The sequence below is a fragment of the Sulfurospirillum diekertiae genome (assembly GCF_011769985.2).
GTDB lineage: Bacteria > Campylobacterota > Campylobacteria > Campylobacterales > Sulfurospirillaceae > Sulfurospirillum > Sulfurospirillum diekertiae.
Map to the genome: position 1 here is coordinate 235,287 of NZ_CP039734.2, position 15,905 is coordinate 251,191.

Here is a 15,905-nt window from a genome sequence, read left to right on the forward strand (position 1 = left end):
GTGGCAGACGATCAAGAAAAGACGGAAGAAGCCAGTTCCAAGAAGATTGAAGATGCCAGAAATGATGGTAATGTTCCTAAAAGTCAAGATACCAGTGCTTTTATAACGCTTATAGTTGCCTTAGCGGTTTTTTTGGCCATGTTCCCGTGGATAGAATCGCGTACGGTGTATCTTTATCACTATTATCACTCTTTAATTGGTGTTGAAATTACCAAAGAAGTGACACTTCAACTGTCGATCATCTCCTTTAGAGAAGTTATTTTTATGGTAATTCCTTTAGCCTTAGCAGTTTCAGTGGCTGGAATTTTAGCCAATGTTTTACAAACTGGTCTGATTTTCACAACAAAACCTTTAATGCCTGATTTTAGTAAAATTGATCCAATGAAGGGTATGAAGAATCTTTTTTCAATCAAAAAATTGGTTGAAATGCTTAAAATTATTATCAAAGTCGGCACTATCTTATGGGTTTGTTACTTTTTCCTCCTTGCCTTTACTAAAGAGCTTCCAACGGTCATATCTTTTCCTTTGTATGATCAATTAGGGTGGCTAAAACACAAAATGATTATTCTTATTTCTGTTATTTTAATCCTTTTTCTTGTGTTGGCACTTGCAGATCTTTTGTTTGTTCGTTTTTCTTATTTTAAGAGTTTACGTATGAGTAAGCAGGAAATGAAGGATGAATATAAGCAAATGGAAGGTGATCCTAAGATTAAAGCTAAGATTAGACAAATTCAGATGCAAATGACAAAAAAACGCATGATGCAGGAAATCCCACAAGCGGATGTTATTATTACCAATCCGACACACTATGCTATTGCAATTCGATACAATCAAGACAAAGAAGCTGCTCCAAAAGTTATTGCCAAAGGGACAGATTTCATGGCGCTGCGTATTAAAGAAATTGCAATGAACTACAACATCCAGATTGTTGAAAATCCTCCATTGGCAAGAGAACTCTATAAAAAATGCAATTTGGGTGATATTATCCCTGAAAATCTTTATAAAGCAGTAGCAGAAGTGTTAGCATTTGTTTATAAAAGTTCGAATAAATCACACTAAAGAGCATCAATAACTTTTCAGTAAAAATTAAGTATAATTTGCACTTTAATACTAAGTGGAGTTGTAATGTATCAACAAGCGTGGAAACGAATGCTTGAGGCCGATCACATTGTTATTGTCTCTCATGTTCATCCCGATGGTGATACATTAGGGAGCGCTTTAGCTTTATTTGACGTGCTAACACGAGCAGGCAAAAAAATAACGCATTACAATAAAAACAGTGAACTTCCTTTGGTGTATGACTTTTTGCCAGGCTATTCTAAAATAAAGCATACCTTGCCAAAGAGTTTTGATTTAGTTGTCAGTTGTGATTGCTCGACACGTGATAGACTCAAAATTCCTGAAGGGGATTATGAAATTATCAACATTGATCATCACTTAACCAATCGCTATTTTGGAACGATAAATCTTGTGGTTGATCGTTTTACAAGTGCAGGTATGGTGGTGTATGAACTTCTTAAAGCTAATGCGATTGAGATGAGTAAAGAGTGCGCCATTTGTCTTTATACGGCTATTGCCGACGATACCGGTTTTTTCCTTTATGGCGATATGGATGAGGCAACATTTCAAATTGTAGCCCAATTGGTGAAATGTGGGGCAAATCCCCAAGAAATTGCTTCAAAGGTAAAACGAAGAGAGCCTCTTTCAAAAATAAGACTTTACGGTTATATGCTGAATCATTTTGATCTTTATGAGAATGGGCGTATTGCCACGATTATTTTTGATAAAGCGACTTTGGAAGCAACAGGAGCGAAACGACACGATACCAAAAATATCGTCAATATGCTCAGGAGCATTGTTAATGTAACGATTGCTATTATGATTTTGGAAGAAAAAGAGGGAGGCTATAAAGTCTCATTGCGGAGTAAAGATATTAATGTCTCAAAAATTGCTTTAATGTATCAAGGAGGCGGTCATAAGACGGCTGCAGGATTTGAAGTTCCTGTGTGTGATCCTAAAGCACTTCGAGATGAAATTGTGGAAAAAATAAAAAGGATAGATAAAGAATGAAACAGCAAAGAAAATCTTCTATAGCAGCGTATGCGCTAGGGTTTATTTTTCTAGTTTTAGTAGGTGGACTTACTTATGTGTATAACTCAAATTTATTTGAAAGAGAAGCTCCTAAAATTTCCCTTGCCAAAGAGATAGATTGGAATTTAAAAGATCCCATCAAAGTACAGATAGAGGACAATAGTGGAATTCGTTTTGTACGTGCTTCCCTATTTGATGGTGAAAAAAGCGTAGTGCTTGAAACCAAAGAGTTTAAAATCGCAGAAAAAGTAGTTGATTTAAACCTCACTTTCCCAAAAACAGGATTTGGCGCCAATAAAAAAGCATTTGAACTAACCGTTGAAGCGACGGACATAAGCAAATGGAACTTTTTTGCAGGTAATAGTGTGAGTGAAAAGTCTATTATTAAAGTTGATACCAAAAGACCTGAAGTTAATGTCATTGGAAGTTCGTATAAAATTATGAGAGGTGGCGTTGCTACCGTAATTTTCAAAGCACAAGATGAGGCAATGAAATCGCTTTATATTGAGACAAACTTTGGAAAGAAATTTTATCCAACACCTTTTTACAAAGATGGGTATTACATCTCATTGGTTGCATGGCCAACGCATATTGAAAGTTTTAGTGCTTCTGTGGTTGCCATTGATCGTGCTGGAAACTTGACCAAAGCGCATATTCCTTATTTCTTGCAGGATAAAAAATATAAAACTTCAACCATTGCCCTTGAAGATCGATTTTTAGATGGAAAGATTGCTGATCTTATTTCTGAAGTGGCACCAGAGAGGTCTTCGCTTAACAAAATAGAGAAATTTAAGTTTGTTAATGAAGATATGCGTAAAGGAAATGAAGCCAACATTCTAAAAGTAACATCAGATGTTCCTAAAGAGCTTGTCAGTGGATTTTATCTTAAAGCTTTTTACCCTTTACGTAATGGCAAAGTGGTTGCAAGTTTTGGGGATCACCGTTTTTATGAGTATGATAAACAGCCTACAAGTGAGTCTTACCATTTAGGTTTGGATCTTGCAAGCAATGCACAAGCGACAATGTTAACTTCTAATGACGGTGTGGTTGTCTTTGCCCGTGAAAATGGAATTTATGGTAATAATATTATTATCTCACATGGCTTAGGTGTTTATTCTCTTTATGGGCACTGTTCTAGTTTTATGGTGAAAGAGGGTGATGTTGTTAAGGCAGGAGAGCCTATTGCTAAAACAGGAATGACAGGCTTGGCACTTGGCGATCATCTCCATTTCGGTATGTTTGTACAAGGCGTAGATGTTAGACCTGAAGAGTGGATGGATGAGGTATGGCTTAAAGAGAGCGTTTTTAATGTAATAGAATCAGCAAAGAAGATTATGGATAGATGAAAGTAACACAAAAAAATGTCAGAGTATTTCATATTGAAATTGATGATGAAGCCTCTTTCTTAGAGTATTTTAGAAAAAATACACTTCTTTTGAAGGAATTCTTTTTGCTTGTTGAAGGGAATATAACGAAGAATATTGCTTTTGTTTTAGAGCAAAGTGGGGTTTGTTATAAAGAAATTAACAACTGCAATATTCGTTTTGGTGGAATTAAAAAAGAAACGCCTTTACTTGAGGAAGAACCTAAGAAAGAGGTAATTTCAGAAGTCTTATCAGAGCCTAAGCAACTACCAAAGCAACTACCAAAACTTAAGCTTTATGATCGTCCTATTCGTTCTGGTGAAGAAATTATTGAGAGTATTCCAATTGTTATTTTTGGCCGTGTTAACAGTGGTGCAAAAGTTTTTTGTGAAGAGAGTATGAGTATTTATGGTATTATTGACGGATTAGTGCAGTGCGACGGTGAATATATCGTACTCAGTGGTATCAGCCCAAGAGGTCATCTGATCTTTAATGGAGAGATTGTGGATAGGGAGACATTAAAACAAAATGTGCTTCAAAAAATTATTGTGCGTGATAATGTTATTGAGATAAAGGACGTTGTGTGAAACAAACCACATTAGCCAAGGCGGTTAGCGGTGTTGGAATAGGACTTCATAAAGGCACACCTATTCAAATACATTTGGAACCCCTTGAGGCAAATAGCGGTATTATTTTTTATCGAAGCGATGTAGGATTATTGGTTCAAGCATTGCCTCAAAATGTTGTCAATACACAAATGGCAACCGTCATTGGAAATTCGAATGCTTATATCTCAACGATTGAACATCTTCTCTCAGCCGTCTATGCGTATGGTATTGATAATATTCGTGTTGTCTTAGATGGAGCAGAAGTACCTGTTATGGATGGGAGTAGTGCTAGTTTTTGTATGATGCTTGATGAAGCAGGTATACGAAAACTTGAAGCAACGAAACAAGTGTTGATTATCAAGAAAGAAGTTGAAGTTCAAGACGGGAAAAAATTTGCGCGCGTCACACCTAGTTTAAAACCAACATATAACTTTATGATTGAGTTTACTCACCCTTCCATTGGTAGACAAGAGTATAGTTTTGAGTTTAGTAAAAAGAATTTTATTGAAGAAATATCACGTGCCCGCACCTTTGGTTTCCTCAAAGATGTGCAAATGCTACGCTCTCGTGGTCTAGCCCTTGGAGGATCACTTGATAATGCAGTGGTTATGGATGACAATAAAATTCTTAATCCTGAAGGATTACGTTTCTCGAATGAGTTTGTCAGACATAAAATTTTGGATGCCATTGGTGATCTTTCTTTATTAGGAGCGCCTTTTGTTGGAGATTATACCTCATATGCTGGTAGCCATAATTTAAATCATGAACTCACTAAAGCAATTTTAAGAGATCCAAGTAATTATGAAATTAGAACATTGAGTGTTGAAAAAGCACAAGAGTTTGAAAAGGTTTACGCATAAAAACAGTTGTTGATATTGTTGTTATTACACTTACTTCACCGTTACATGTAGGCATTTATGAAAATAACCAATTGATTAAAACTTTTGAAACAACAGATCAAACCAGTGAGGCATTGCCCTTATTGTTTGAAGAAGTTTTGAAAGTGTATCAACCCGTGCGACTTTTTTTTGCTAGAGGGCCTGGAAGCTTTATGGCAATTAAAATTACTTACATTTTTTTAAAAACATTGAGTATTGCATTAAAAATTCCTCTTCTGGCATGTGATGGGTTTGTCTTTAATCAGAGCAGACCTATTCGCGCGATGCGTAGTCTTTATTTTATCAAAGAGGCGCATGAGATTGTAACGAAGCGTTTGGATGATCCCATTGAACAGCCCTTTACGCTCCCTGAAGTTTTAGATGAGACCCTTTTTAACGATAATGTTGAACCACTTTATATGTTACCAGCAGTTTAGGAGCGATGTGTGAAGATAAAAATACCGGCGACCAGTGCCAATTTAGGACCAGGATTTGATTGTTTAGGTCTTGCCATTGCGCTGTATAACGAAGTTTGTATTAAACCTTCAAGTTACCAAAGTATCTCTGTTAAAGGAGAAGGTGAAGAGAATGCAAAGCTTAAGAAAAACAATATTTTCGTCTCTATTTTTTATGACATCTACCAAGAACTTACGGGCAGAAAAGATTCTTTCCGTTTTGAGTTTTATAATAATATTCCCTTTTCAAGAGGTCTAGGAAGTAGTTCAGCCGTAATCGTAGGTGCCATAGCAAGTGCTTATGAAATGGCAGGTGTAAAAGCAAGTAGAGAAAGTATTTTAAATAAAGCTATTTTATATGAAACCCACCCAGATAATATTGCACCTGCTGTTTATGGTGGATTTACAAGTTCCATAGTGGAACATGGAAAAGTAAAGACACTCAGGAAAGAGTTAAGTGAAAAATTAAAAGTAGTGATGGTGATCCCAGATCGCCCAATGTCAACAGCGCAGTCACGAACGTTACTTCCGAAGTCATATTTAATGAAAAATACGGTTTACAACCTTTCCCGTGCATCTTTACTTACAGCAGCTTTTTTTAGTGAAAACTGGGAGTTTTTAAAGGTAGCATCGAGAGATTGTATGCATGAACATCGCCGTATGAAGCAACTAAAAGAACTTTTTGAAGTGCGTGAAATTGCTTTAAAAAATGGTGCATTGATGAGTACACTCTCAGGAAGTGGTTCATCTTTTTTTAGCCTTGTTAGGGCTGAAGATGCTCAAAAGGTTGCAATTGCTCTTAAAAACGCATTTGGAATGTTTAGAGTAGAAATCTTTGAATTAGATAACAATGGTTTTGAAATCGTAAAAAGCTGAAAAACAGCTAAAATTTGATATAATCAGGCGCAAAAATGAGTCAACCCATACGAATGTGCATTGTTTGTAGAGAGAGATCTTTACAAGGAAGTTTACAAAGATTGCAGATTGTAGACGGAAAGCTCGTGCTCTTTTCCAAGGTAGGAAGAAGCTTTTATATCTGCAAGGCATGTATGACAAACAATGAAAAGAAAGTTGTAAAAATACTCAACAATAAATGCAAAACAAATCACAAAGCAATGATGGAATTTGGTAAAATTTTTAAGGAGATAGGGTCGAATGGATAAAGTTCGTATAGCAGAAATAGCAAAAGAATTGGGCATGAAAAATAAAGATATCATCGAAAAAGCGATGGGTATTGGTTTGGATGTCAAAGGACATGCAAGTGCAATTACTACAGAAGATGCCGAAAAACTCATAAACTATATTTTAAGTGGAGAAAATGCACAAGCAAGTAAACCATCTGCTCAACCTAAAACTCCAGAAATCAAAAAAGTTGAAGTTGTAGAGACGCCACCACTACCTGTCGTTGAAAAACCTATAGTACATGAAGTAATAACGCCTAAAACGAAAACTTTAAAAGAAAAAGAGCTTGAAACAGGGATTGTTGCTAAAGCAGTCCTTCACGATGATCAAATTGCCAAAGTCGCAACAGAAGCATCTAGTGACACAGAAGAGGATATGGAAGAAAAATTAGATCCAACAAATGTACGCAAGCGTAGAGGTTTGGTGATCGTCAAAAAGAAACGACCTGATGTGAAAGAAGTCGAAGTTGAAGAGAAAGAAAGTCCATCATCTTTTTATGGTGCTAGAGAAAATACACCTTCACGAAGCATCGAGTCTATGTTCTCCTCCTCAAATGCCGCTAGTGAATTGCAAAAGAAGAAAAAGAAAGTAAAAAAAGTACCTGCGGAGAAAAAAGCAAATGCAGAGAAATTAGATCTTACATTGAATATTGAAATGGCAGATACGAATATTGATACGGAAGAAGAGGATATGATTGTTCTCCCCGATCTTAATGTCGGTATTACCATTAATGAAGAAGCTAAAAAGAAAAAACAGATTGATCCAAGTCAAATTAGAACGACGAAGAAAACCAACTTTGTGATGCAGGGAATTCAGAGAGTGGGACGTAAACGTAGACGTCGCCCTTCTCAAGTTCAAGAAGTTGAAGCCATCAGTGCAATTGAAATTCCTGAAGAGATTAGAGTATATGAGTTTGCAGAGAAAATCAATAAATCGGTTAGTGAAGTCATTAAAGAGCTTTTCTCTCTCGGTGTTATGTTCACTAAAAATGACTTTTTAGATAAAGATTCAATTGAAATTTTAGCGGATACTTTTGGTGTTAATGTTACAACAGTCAATGATCAAGAAGCCTTTGACTATGTTAAAGCATACGATGAAGAGGGTGAGGCTGGTGAGCAACATCTTGTTGAGCGTGCTCCTGTTATTACGATTATGGGTCACGTTGATCACGGTAAAACTTCATTGCTTGATTACATTAGAAGTGCCAAAGTAGCAGCAGGCGAGGCGGGTGGTATTACCCAACACGTGGGTGCTTATATGGTTGAAAAAAATGGTAGAAACATTACCTTTATCGACACACCAGGTCACGAAGCCTTTACGGAGATGCGTTCACGTGGTGCAAAAGTGACCGACATCGTTATTGTCGTAGTTGCTGCCGATGATGGTGTTAAACCTCAAACGAAAGAGGCTATTGAGCATGCCAAAGCAGCAGGCGTTCCTATTATTATTGCTGTCAATAAAATGGATAAAGAAGCCGCTAATCCAGATCTTGTTAAAGCACAACTGGCTGAGCTTGGTATTACGCCTATTGATTGGGGTGGAGAGCATGAGTTTGTCCCAGTATCTGCAAAAACAGGTATGGGTATTGAAGACTTACTTGAAACTATTTTATTACAAGCGGATCTTTTAGAACTAAAAGCTGATCCAAGTAGAGAAGTTAAAGCAACGGTAATTGAGAGCTCTTTGGAAAAAGGAAGAGGTCCTGTAGCTACCGTTGTTATCGAAGATGGTACGATACGCGTGGGTGATATTGTCGTGGCGGGTATTGCTTTTGGAAAAGTAAAAGCATTGTTGAATGACTTAGGTCAGTCTGTTAAAGAAGCACTACCAGGTGAGCCTGTTGTTGTTCTAGGTTTGAGTGAAGTCCCTGGTGCTGGCGAAACATTGATTAGCGTTAAAACTGATAAAATCGCACGTGAATATGCGAAGAAAAAAGCAGAATATCTCCGTCAAAAAGAGCTCTCTAAAACAACAAAAGTAAGCTTAGATGATTTGAGTGCCATGATTGCTGAGGGTGCATTAAAAACATTACCAGTTATTATTAAAGCAGACGTTCAAGGTAGTCTTGAAGCGATCAAAGGTAGTTTAGAGAAGATCAGAAATTCTGAAACAAAAGTTCATATTGTTAGTGCAGGCATTGGTGGAATTACTGAGAGTGATGTAGCGCTTGCGAGTGCCAGTTCAGATTGTATCATCTTAGGTTTCCATGTACGTCCAACAGGTATCGTGAAAGAAAAGGCTCGCAGTGCGGGTGTTGAGATCAAAACTTATAACATTATTTATGATTTGATTGATGATGTTACCAACTTAGTGACGGGTCTGATGGCTCCTGTTATTCGTGAAGAAAATATTGGTCAAGCAATCGTTAGAGAAGTCTTTGCTGTTCCTAAATTAGGTCATATTGCAGGTTGTATTGTCACCGATGGAACGATCAATAGAGGTGTTAAAATTAGGGTTATTCGTGATGGTGTTATCATCTATGAAGGCAGTGTTTCTTCTCTTAAACGTTTTAAAGATGACGTTAAAGAGGTTGGTAAAGGCTATGAATGTGGTGTGGGCATTGAAGGCTACACCGATATTAAAGTAGGCGATTATATCGAGAGCTTTAAAGAGGTTGAAGAAAAAGCGAAACTATGATAGACAAAAGTATTAAAATTCAGAGAACGCAAAGCGTTTTAAGAGAGCTCATTCCTGAAGCACTTTCCACTTTAGAAGACGAGATGCTTCGTGGTGTTTGTGTGATTGATGTCGAGTGTAGCCGTGGAAAGTACGATGCAATTGTTTATTTAGATGGTTCAGTTTATGATGAGGCAGAAAAGCGTTATATTCTCTCTCATCTCGATCGCGTTCAGCGTCATATCCAAACACACTGCATGCAAGCGGAAGGTTGGTTTCGCTGTCCAAATTTTAGATTTCGTTTTGATGATAGTTTAGAGCGCCAAAATAAGATGGATGCGCTGTTTGCAAAGGTTGAAGAAGAGCTCAAAAAAGGTAAAAATAACGATGCTTGATAAAGAACAGATGGTCAAAATTGTTGAGAGCTGCGGCGTCTCCTTGTATGACACCGAAGTAGTTAGTGAATTTGATAAAAGAATTTTTCGCCTTTACATCACTTCCAAAGAAGGCATTAGTCTTGATAAATGTGCCGAAGTGAGTCGCATCTTATCGCCTATTTTTGATTTAGAGCCACCCCTTGAAGGTGAATACCTTTTTGAAGTCAGTTCTCCTGGAATTGAGCGCAAATTGACAAAACCTGAACATTTTACAGCTTCTATTGGCGAAAAAGTCAAAGTAAAACTGAACAGTAAAGAGAAGTTTATTGGTCTTCTTGAAGCCTTTACTAACAACGTTGCTTCTGTACGCGTTGAAAATGAGCTCAAACAGATTTCGCTGGATGAGATTGAAAGTATCCGAACTTATTTTGAATGGTAAGTGCATTTGATACTACTTTAATGCAAAAAGCACTGGATGCCGCTTGGGCCTATCAAGTGCTAACCTTCCCAAACCCTGCAGTGGGTGCGGTTGTCAGTAATGGCCAAGGTGATGTTTTAGGTATTGGCGCACATCAAAAAGCGGGAATGCCTCATGCAGAAGTGCTTGCACTTAAAGCAGCGTATGAAACACTCACCGAAGATAGACGCATTCGCACTATAGAAGATGCAACGGAGCTTCATACATTTTTAAAAGAACACCATAACTCTCTTTTTCACAATCTGACATTACATGTAACGCTAGAGCCATGCCATCATTTTGGTAGAACACCTCCTTGCTCAGGATTAATCGACGCTTTAGGTATTAAACGTGTCGTCATTGGTTCCTTTGATGAGAGTAACACTGCCAAGGGTGGTGGTGCTTTTTTACAAGAGAAAGGGGTGAATGTTACATTTGGGGTACTGCAAGAAAAATGTGATCTTCTACTCACGCCTTTTACATGTAAAGAAAAAAAACGCCCTTTTGTTTTTTTTAAACTTGCAGTGAGTAGCAATGGCGTGGCAACTGGAGGGATTATTACCTCTCTTGACTCGCGAAAAATGGTACACAATTTGCGAAATTGCTGTGATCTTTTAGTGATTGGTGGCAATACGGTACGAACCGATAGACCTATTCTTGATGCACGATTGTGTCATGGTAAAGCACCCAATATTCTTATCTTTTCCAAACAAAAATCATTTGATGTAACGATTCCCCTTTTTAATGTTCCCCATCGTTCTGTGATGATTGAAGAGACACTGGATAAAATCAATGACTATTCAATGGTCATGATCGAAGGGGGGCAACGTATGCTTGACGCTCTTTCAAAAGAGGTTAAATGGTATTTAATTTTTGAATCACCCCGTGCAAAAGAGGGCGAAGCAATTATTTTACCTCGGGGACTCCAGAAGATTTTTTCTCAAAAAGTAGGCGAAGATACTATGAGTTGGTATTACAAGCATGCAGAGTGATTTTTTTATCTTTGAAATTCTGATAGTCTTGCTAGCAGGATTCTTTCATGGGATTGTCGGTTTTGGCTTCCCTATGATTGCCACACCACTCTTTGTTCTTTTCCTAGACCTCAAGCAAGCTGTTTTATACACGCTTTTTCCTACACTGGTAACCAATGTTGTCAGTCTTAAAAAAGCAAACTCTTTTAGTGATATCTGGCAAAGGTTTTGGCTGTTGATTCTTTCAGTCATGATAGGAAGCATTGTTGGAACGTATTTACTGGTAGCCTATTACAGCCATTATTACAAATTGATTTTAGCGGGAGTCATGCTCTTATATCTTAACAAGGAGCGCTTACATCTTTCTTTAACGCGCGCTGTTGCGGAACAAAAAAATATGACGACCATTATCATGGGAGTTCTAAGCGGTTTGGTAGGAGGTATGGCAAATATCATGTCCCCCGTGTTAATTATGTTGGTCTTAGAGTTTAAATTGGATAAAAAACGTGCTATTGGTGTGATGAGTTTCTGTTTTATTGCCAATAAAACTTTGCAAATACTCATTTTTGGTTACCATGGCAGTTTTAATATGGAAAATAGTGCACTTATTATGCTTTTTGTCTTTATTTCACTGATAGGTTTTTGGATAGGAAATAAAATACATGAGCGTATCGATGAAAAGCTTTATACAGCTATTTTAAACAAGATACTTTGGGTAATTTCATTTTATCTGATCTACTCTACCTTTTACATGTAAAGATTTTTTTTCGCTAACAGTAATTTTTGAGCTTCTTCGTAGTGTGGTTTAGCCAAGGATAGAGTCTTTGGAATTAAGGGCGCATATTTTTCATAGGTTTGCCATACTTGAAGGGCTCCTACCTTTTTGCCTTTGCAGGCAAGCGCTAAGGCGGTGGAAGCGTTAATAAGACCTTTAAGGATTTTGGCTTCATCTGCATAGTCTGGGAGTTTTTTAAGGCGATGCCACTCTATTTCTAATACTTCATGACCCTCAACAAATTGGTCTTTCGAAACGACCTTTATAAATTCTTCTATGGCAATCATATTACTTCTTTAGTTTCGGTTTAGGTGAAGGCTCATGCAAATAAAATCCTTGTCCAAATTCGATACCAAGTTCTTGCACTTTTTCTAAAATATCTTTATTGTGTATAAATTCAGCAACGACTAAAATACCAAGGTTTCTTGCAAAATGAGCGATCGTTTTAACCGTTGCATAGGCATTATCATCTGTATCGAGATGTTTAATCAGCGAGCCATCAATTTTGATAAAATCAACATTTAAACGTAAAAGGTATTCAAAGTTAGAGTATCCTGATCCAAAATCATCAATCGCGAGTAAGCAGCCATGCTCTTTTGCTTGCTGTAGAAATGTTTGGACTTCTGCTGAGTTTTCTAGGCCTTCTGATTCAACCAGCTCAAGGGTGATATGTCCTTTGAGAGAAGGATACTGTTTGAGTAGATCGAAGAGCAGTTGAACTGTATCTGACGTTAAAATATCTTCTTGCGTAATATTGATTGAAATATCACAATATAGCTCAACAGCAGCTCTAAATCCCTCTTGCATAACAAAACGCGTCAGTTGATCATACAGATGGATACGCTTAGAAAGGTCAATAAAATGGTAGGGAGAGATAATATTGCCTTTCGCATCAATGAGACGAATGAGCACTTCGTATTTTTTACGTGATGGTTCCTTTACATGTAAAGGAACAATTTCTTGGAAGAAAATAGTAAAGCGATTTTCTTTAAGGGCACTCATCAGTGTTTCATTCCATTGGATATCTTTTTGAAGGCGCTCTTCGAAGCCTTTGTTGTCATCGTAAATAACGAAAGCTTTATGCGATATTCGTGCTTCTTTCATCGCAATTTCAGCGCGATTGTAGAGATAGCTCGCTCCATTTGCAATACCACAACGAAGGGAAAGAGGATAAAATGTATTTTGGATCAAAAGTCCCTCATGATTTAGAATCGTCAGGATGTGGTGGCACTCATCGTTAAATGTATTATCGGGGATAGACGTGTCACAATAAAGGGCAAATTCATCACTATGTAGGTGAAAAAATTGCCATGACTTAGACATAAGTTGTTTGATAGTGATGGCTAAATGGCGCAAGTAAAGATCACCAAAGGCTTGTCCATGCAAGGTATTGATGTCACGAAAACCAGAAATATTTAGAATGGCTAAATGGGGGTTACTAGCGTGTTCAATGGCTTCTAGGAGCACTTTACGGCTTGGTAATTCAATAAGTTTATCTTTGCGCAGATGATCCACTTGCTCAAAAAGTTCACTTACATCATAACGAATAGCAATGTACTCTTGAATATTTCCTTGATCGTCAAACAGAGGCATAATCACTGATTTAACATAGTAGGCGGTTCCATCTTTGCGTCTATTTTTCACAACACCTTTCCATGTTTTCCCTTCTTTGAGTATTGTCCACATCTCTTTAAAAAAACTAGGAGGGTTATCGGGGTGACGCACAATATTGTGGGGCTTACCTAAAAGTTCCGACTCGTTATAGCCAGAAATAGCGATAAATTGTTTGTTAGCATAGGTAATAATACCTTTGGTATTGGTTTTTGAAACGATGGTATTTTCATCTACGGCCTCTTTGTAGTGTTCTAGAAGGTTCGTCTGTTTCTCATGATCATAAATGAGATGTGCAATTTCGCCCAATTCATCTTTTTGGCGTGAGAGAGCTGCAATATAATTAAGGTTATGGCTTTTAAGTGCCATAGAGATACGCTTAATCGGTATAAAAATAATGTGTTGGGTGAGGAAATAAAACAGCACTATTGCACAGAGAATAATAATGAACCCTATCAATGCCGTAGTGTTTTGAAATTCATTCATAAAAAGCAAAAGTGAAGGGGAATAGTTAAAATCGAGATAGCCAATCACTTCATTTTGTAAGGAGAAAAGTGGAAGTTCAAAATGCTGATCACCAAAAGGGTGATTTTCTTTTTGAAACAGCGTGGCGTATCCAAGCGTCATATGTTCCATATTTGTGAGGAATGCTTGATCAAAAAGACGTCCTAAAAGCAAAAATCCTATGGGATTGCCTGCTTGTACTAAATAGGATGAAGCATAAATGGGAGTTAAAAAAAATTGAACAAATGTTCCATTTTCAAAGTGATAAAACTCTCTTAATGAAGAAGATGAGGCATTAAATGAAGATAAATCAAGATTTATGTTTTGTACTTCATCACTTTTATGGGTATAAACCTGTTTTTTTGAAGCATCCAATATAAAAATATAATGGAGTCCAAATGTAGAGAGTAGAGGTTCTAAATGATCCTTGCTTTTGGCCAAATCTGGGGTATTGATAAATGCCTTTATTTCATCCAAACGTGAATAGTTAAGACTTATTTGCCTTAACACACTCTTTTCAAGATTTAAGACAGCTTTGTAGCGCTCAAATACGCTACTTTGCTCTTGTACAATCTGACTTTCTTCTTGCGTTTTTTTGACAAACCAGACACTCGTAATGAAGATGAGTGTGAATGAAAGGATGATTGTGCTGTAAAGTGCGTATGTTTTTGCTATTTTCATGCTCTAGTATAGTTAAATGAGATTTAAATTTGCTTTATTTTAAAAAATAAGATAAACTATTTTCCTAGAAAGATGAGGTTCGAGTTCATCTTTGGTAGTTTTTTGATACGTGACCTTTAGTTAGCATCCTAAAATACTCCAAAAATACTCAATTTTCTACTTTTCGATACTTATTACAGGAGCATACGATGGCTTTATTAGAGGGAACCGTTAAATGGTTTAACAATGAAAAAGGTTTTGGTTTTATCCAACCAAATGATGGCGGAAAAGATGTATTCGTACATTTTCGTCAAGTTAATAGATCAGGTTATGGTCGTGTTTCTTTGGCAGAAGGCCAAAAAGTTACTTATGAACTAGGCGAAGGTCCAAAAGGCCCACAAGCTGAGAACGTAACAGCACTATAATTCTTCGGGGGAGATTTTCTCCTCCACCTCTTTTTTAAACCAATAGCTAAAAACACTTCCTTTTGCTTCTTCTGATTTCACTTCGATCACAATATTATATTTATCACAAATACTTTTGACAATACTTAGACCAATTCCAAAGCCACCTTTATAGATATCGCCTCGGTAATGACGCTCAAAAACTTTTCCAATCTCTTTAATTCCTACTCCTTGATCTTTGACTTGAAAGAAAAGCTGTTGATTTTCTTCTTTGAGTAGGACATGAATAGTGGTTTTAGGTGGAGAATATTTAATCGCATTGGTTACATTGTTATCAATAATGCGTTGAAGTTCAATACGGTTGATACAGACATACTGGTCAGGATCAATATGTGCGACAATGCTAATCTCTTTTGAAAAGCTCAATGCTTCAAAGTATGCAATACGATCTTCTAAAAATGTCGAAAAATTGAGCACTTCGGTTGTGTAGGTAATGGTTTTGTTTTTGATGAGGTATTCAAGATCATCATAGAGTGTTGAAAGTGTCGAGAGTGCCGCAAGGGTTCGACTGAGGCGTTTATCTTTGTATTTTTGTACCAAGCCTTCTATGTTGAGCTGCATAATGCCTAGAGGCGTTTTAAGCTCATGCATCACATCGGTAAAAAAGAGGTTCATCCGCGTGGACGTTTCGATGTAGGGTTTGAGAAGTAGTTTTAAAAGAAGGTACGAAAAGAGTAACATTCCGACTAAAACAATACCTATAATCACTAAAATATCAAAAATAACTTGCGAATGGGAGATCTCTTTTTGCACGATTAAAAACTTTACATGTAAAGCATTGGGTGCAAGAGGCTGTTTATAAAAAAGAGAAGAATTATTTTTAAAAAACTCATCGTTAAAACTAGGGATAGGCTCTTCGATCAGTGAAAAAACAATAGACATCTTGCAAAAC

General features: G+C 37.0%; 16 protein-coding genes. 13 read left to right on the forward strand and 3 right to left on the reverse strand.

Annotated elements, in window-relative coordinates:
- The 12 genes from flhB to FA584_RS01355 all read left to right on the forward strand — a co-directional run bounded on the left by flhB (window position 1) and on the right by FA584_RS01355 (window position 11,756).
- Complete coding sequence (flhB, locus tag FA584_RS01295) at window positions 1–1,059, forward strand: flagellar biosynthesis protein FlhB (protein WP_167750029.1); 1,059 nt, start codon at window positions 1–3, stop codon at window positions 1,057–1,059.
- Window positions 1,060–1,125: 66 nt separating this feature from the next.
- Window positions 1,126–2,070, forward strand: coding sequence for a DHH family phosphoesterase (locus tag FA584_RS01300; protein WP_167750030.1), 945 nt, complete (start codon window positions 1,126–1,128; stop codon window positions 2,068–2,070).
- Entirely contained in the window at window positions 2,067–3,437 is a 1,371-nt protein-coding gene (gene pgp6 / locus FA584_RS01305; protein ID WP_167750031.1) for a peptidoglycan metallopeptidase Pgp6, read from the forward strand. Before FA584_RS01300 ends, pgp6 begins: the two co-directional genes overlap by 4 nt.
- Window positions 3,434–4,042, forward strand: coding sequence for a septum site-determining protein MinC (locus FA584_RS01310; protein ID WP_167750032.1), 609 nt, complete (start codon window positions 3,434–3,436; stop codon window positions 4,040–4,042). The genes pgp6 and FA584_RS01310 overlap by 4 nt, the downstream gene beginning before the upstream one ends.
- The gene (lpxC, locus tag FA584_RS01315; protein WP_087437558.1) at window positions 4,039–4,923 is read left to right on the forward strand and encodes a UDP-3-O-acyl-N-acetylglucosamine deacetylase; all 885 of its coding nucleotides are present in this window, start codon (window positions 4,039–4,041) and stop codon (window positions 4,921–4,923) included. The genes FA584_RS01310 and lpxC overlap by 4 nt, the downstream gene beginning before the upstream one ends.
- 71 nt (window positions 4,924–4,994) lie before the next feature.
- Window positions 4,995–5,378 carry a hypothetical protein gene (locus FA584_RS01320; RefSeq protein WP_228448052.1) on the forward strand — a complete coding sequence of 128 codons (384 nt, stop codon included), beginning with the start codon at window positions 4,995–4,997 and terminating at the stop codon, window positions 5,376–5,378.
- Window positions 5,379–5,387: 9 nt separating this feature from the next.
- Window positions 5,388–6,272, forward strand: coding sequence for a homoserine kinase (gene thrB / locus FA584_RS01325; RefSeq protein WP_167750033.1), 885 nt, complete (start codon window positions 5,388–5,390; stop codon window positions 6,270–6,272).
- A 279-nt stretch (window positions 6,273–6,551) separates the two neighbouring features.
- Window positions 6,552–9,215: a translation initiation factor IF-2 gene (gene infB, locus FA584_RS01335; protein ID WP_167750034.1), complete on the forward strand. Its 2,664-nt coding sequence runs from the start codon at window positions 6,552–6,554 to the stop codon at window positions 9,213–9,215.
- Window positions 9,212–9,589 (forward strand): 30S ribosome-binding factor RbfA, encoded by a 378-nt coding sequence (gene rbfA / locus FA584_RS01340; RefSeq protein WP_096045645.1) that lies wholly within the window; start codon window positions 9,212–9,214, stop codon window positions 9,587–9,589. The genes infB and rbfA overlap by 4 nt, the downstream gene beginning before the upstream one ends.
- Window positions 9,582–10,010, forward strand: coding sequence for an LSm family protein (locus tag FA584_RS01345; RefSeq protein ID WP_167750035.1), 429 nt, complete (start codon window positions 9,582–9,584; stop codon window positions 10,008–10,010). The genes rbfA and FA584_RS01345 overlap by 8 nt, the downstream gene beginning before the upstream one ends.
- Entirely contained in the window at window positions 10,004–11,020 is a 1,017-nt protein-coding gene (ribD, locus tag FA584_RS01350) for a bifunctional diaminohydroxyphosphoribosylaminopyrimidine deaminase/5-amino-6-(5-phosphoribosylamino)uracil reductase RibD (RefSeq protein WP_167750036.1), read from the forward strand. Before FA584_RS01345 ends, ribD begins: the two co-directional genes overlap by 7 nt.
- Window positions 11,010–11,756 carry a sulfite exporter TauE/SafE family protein gene (locus tag FA584_RS01355; RefSeq protein ID WP_167750037.1) on the forward strand — a complete coding sequence of 249 codons (747 nt, stop codon included), beginning with the start codon at window positions 11,010–11,012 and terminating at the stop codon, window positions 11,754–11,756. Before ribD ends, FA584_RS01355 begins: the two co-directional genes overlap by 11 nt.
- Here FA584_RS01355 and FA584_RS01360 read toward each other — a convergent pair.
- Together FA584_RS01360 and FA584_RS01365 are read right to left on the reverse strand one after the other, a co-directional pair.
- A complete protein-coding gene (locus FA584_RS01360; RefSeq protein WP_167750038.1) occupies window positions 11,747–12,061 on the reverse strand; it encodes a DUF309 domain-containing protein in 315 nt (104 codons plus the stop codon). The two genes, FA584_RS01355 and FA584_RS01360, sit on opposite strands and share 10 nt — an antisense overlap.
- A 1-nt stretch (window position 12,062) precedes the next feature.
- Entirely contained in the window at window positions 12,063–14,570 is a 2,508-nt protein-coding gene (locus FA584_RS01365; protein ID WP_167750039.1) for an EAL domain-containing protein, read from the reverse strand.
- A 188-nt stretch (window positions 14,571–14,758) separates the two neighbouring features.
- Between FA584_RS01365 and FA584_RS01370 the strand changes: the two genes are divergently transcribed.
- A complete protein-coding gene (locus FA584_RS01370; RefSeq protein ID WP_025343528.1) occupies window positions 14,759–14,974 on the forward strand; it encodes a cold-shock protein in 216 nt (71 codons plus the stop codon).
- Here FA584_RS01370 and FA584_RS01375 read toward each other — a convergent pair.
- Entirely contained in the window at window positions 14,969–15,895 is a 927-nt protein-coding gene (locus FA584_RS01375) for a sensor histidine kinase (protein ID WP_167750040.1), read from the reverse strand. The genes FA584_RS01370 and FA584_RS01375 overlap by 6 nt on opposite strands.
- Window positions 15,896–15,905: the final 10 nt, after the last annotated feature.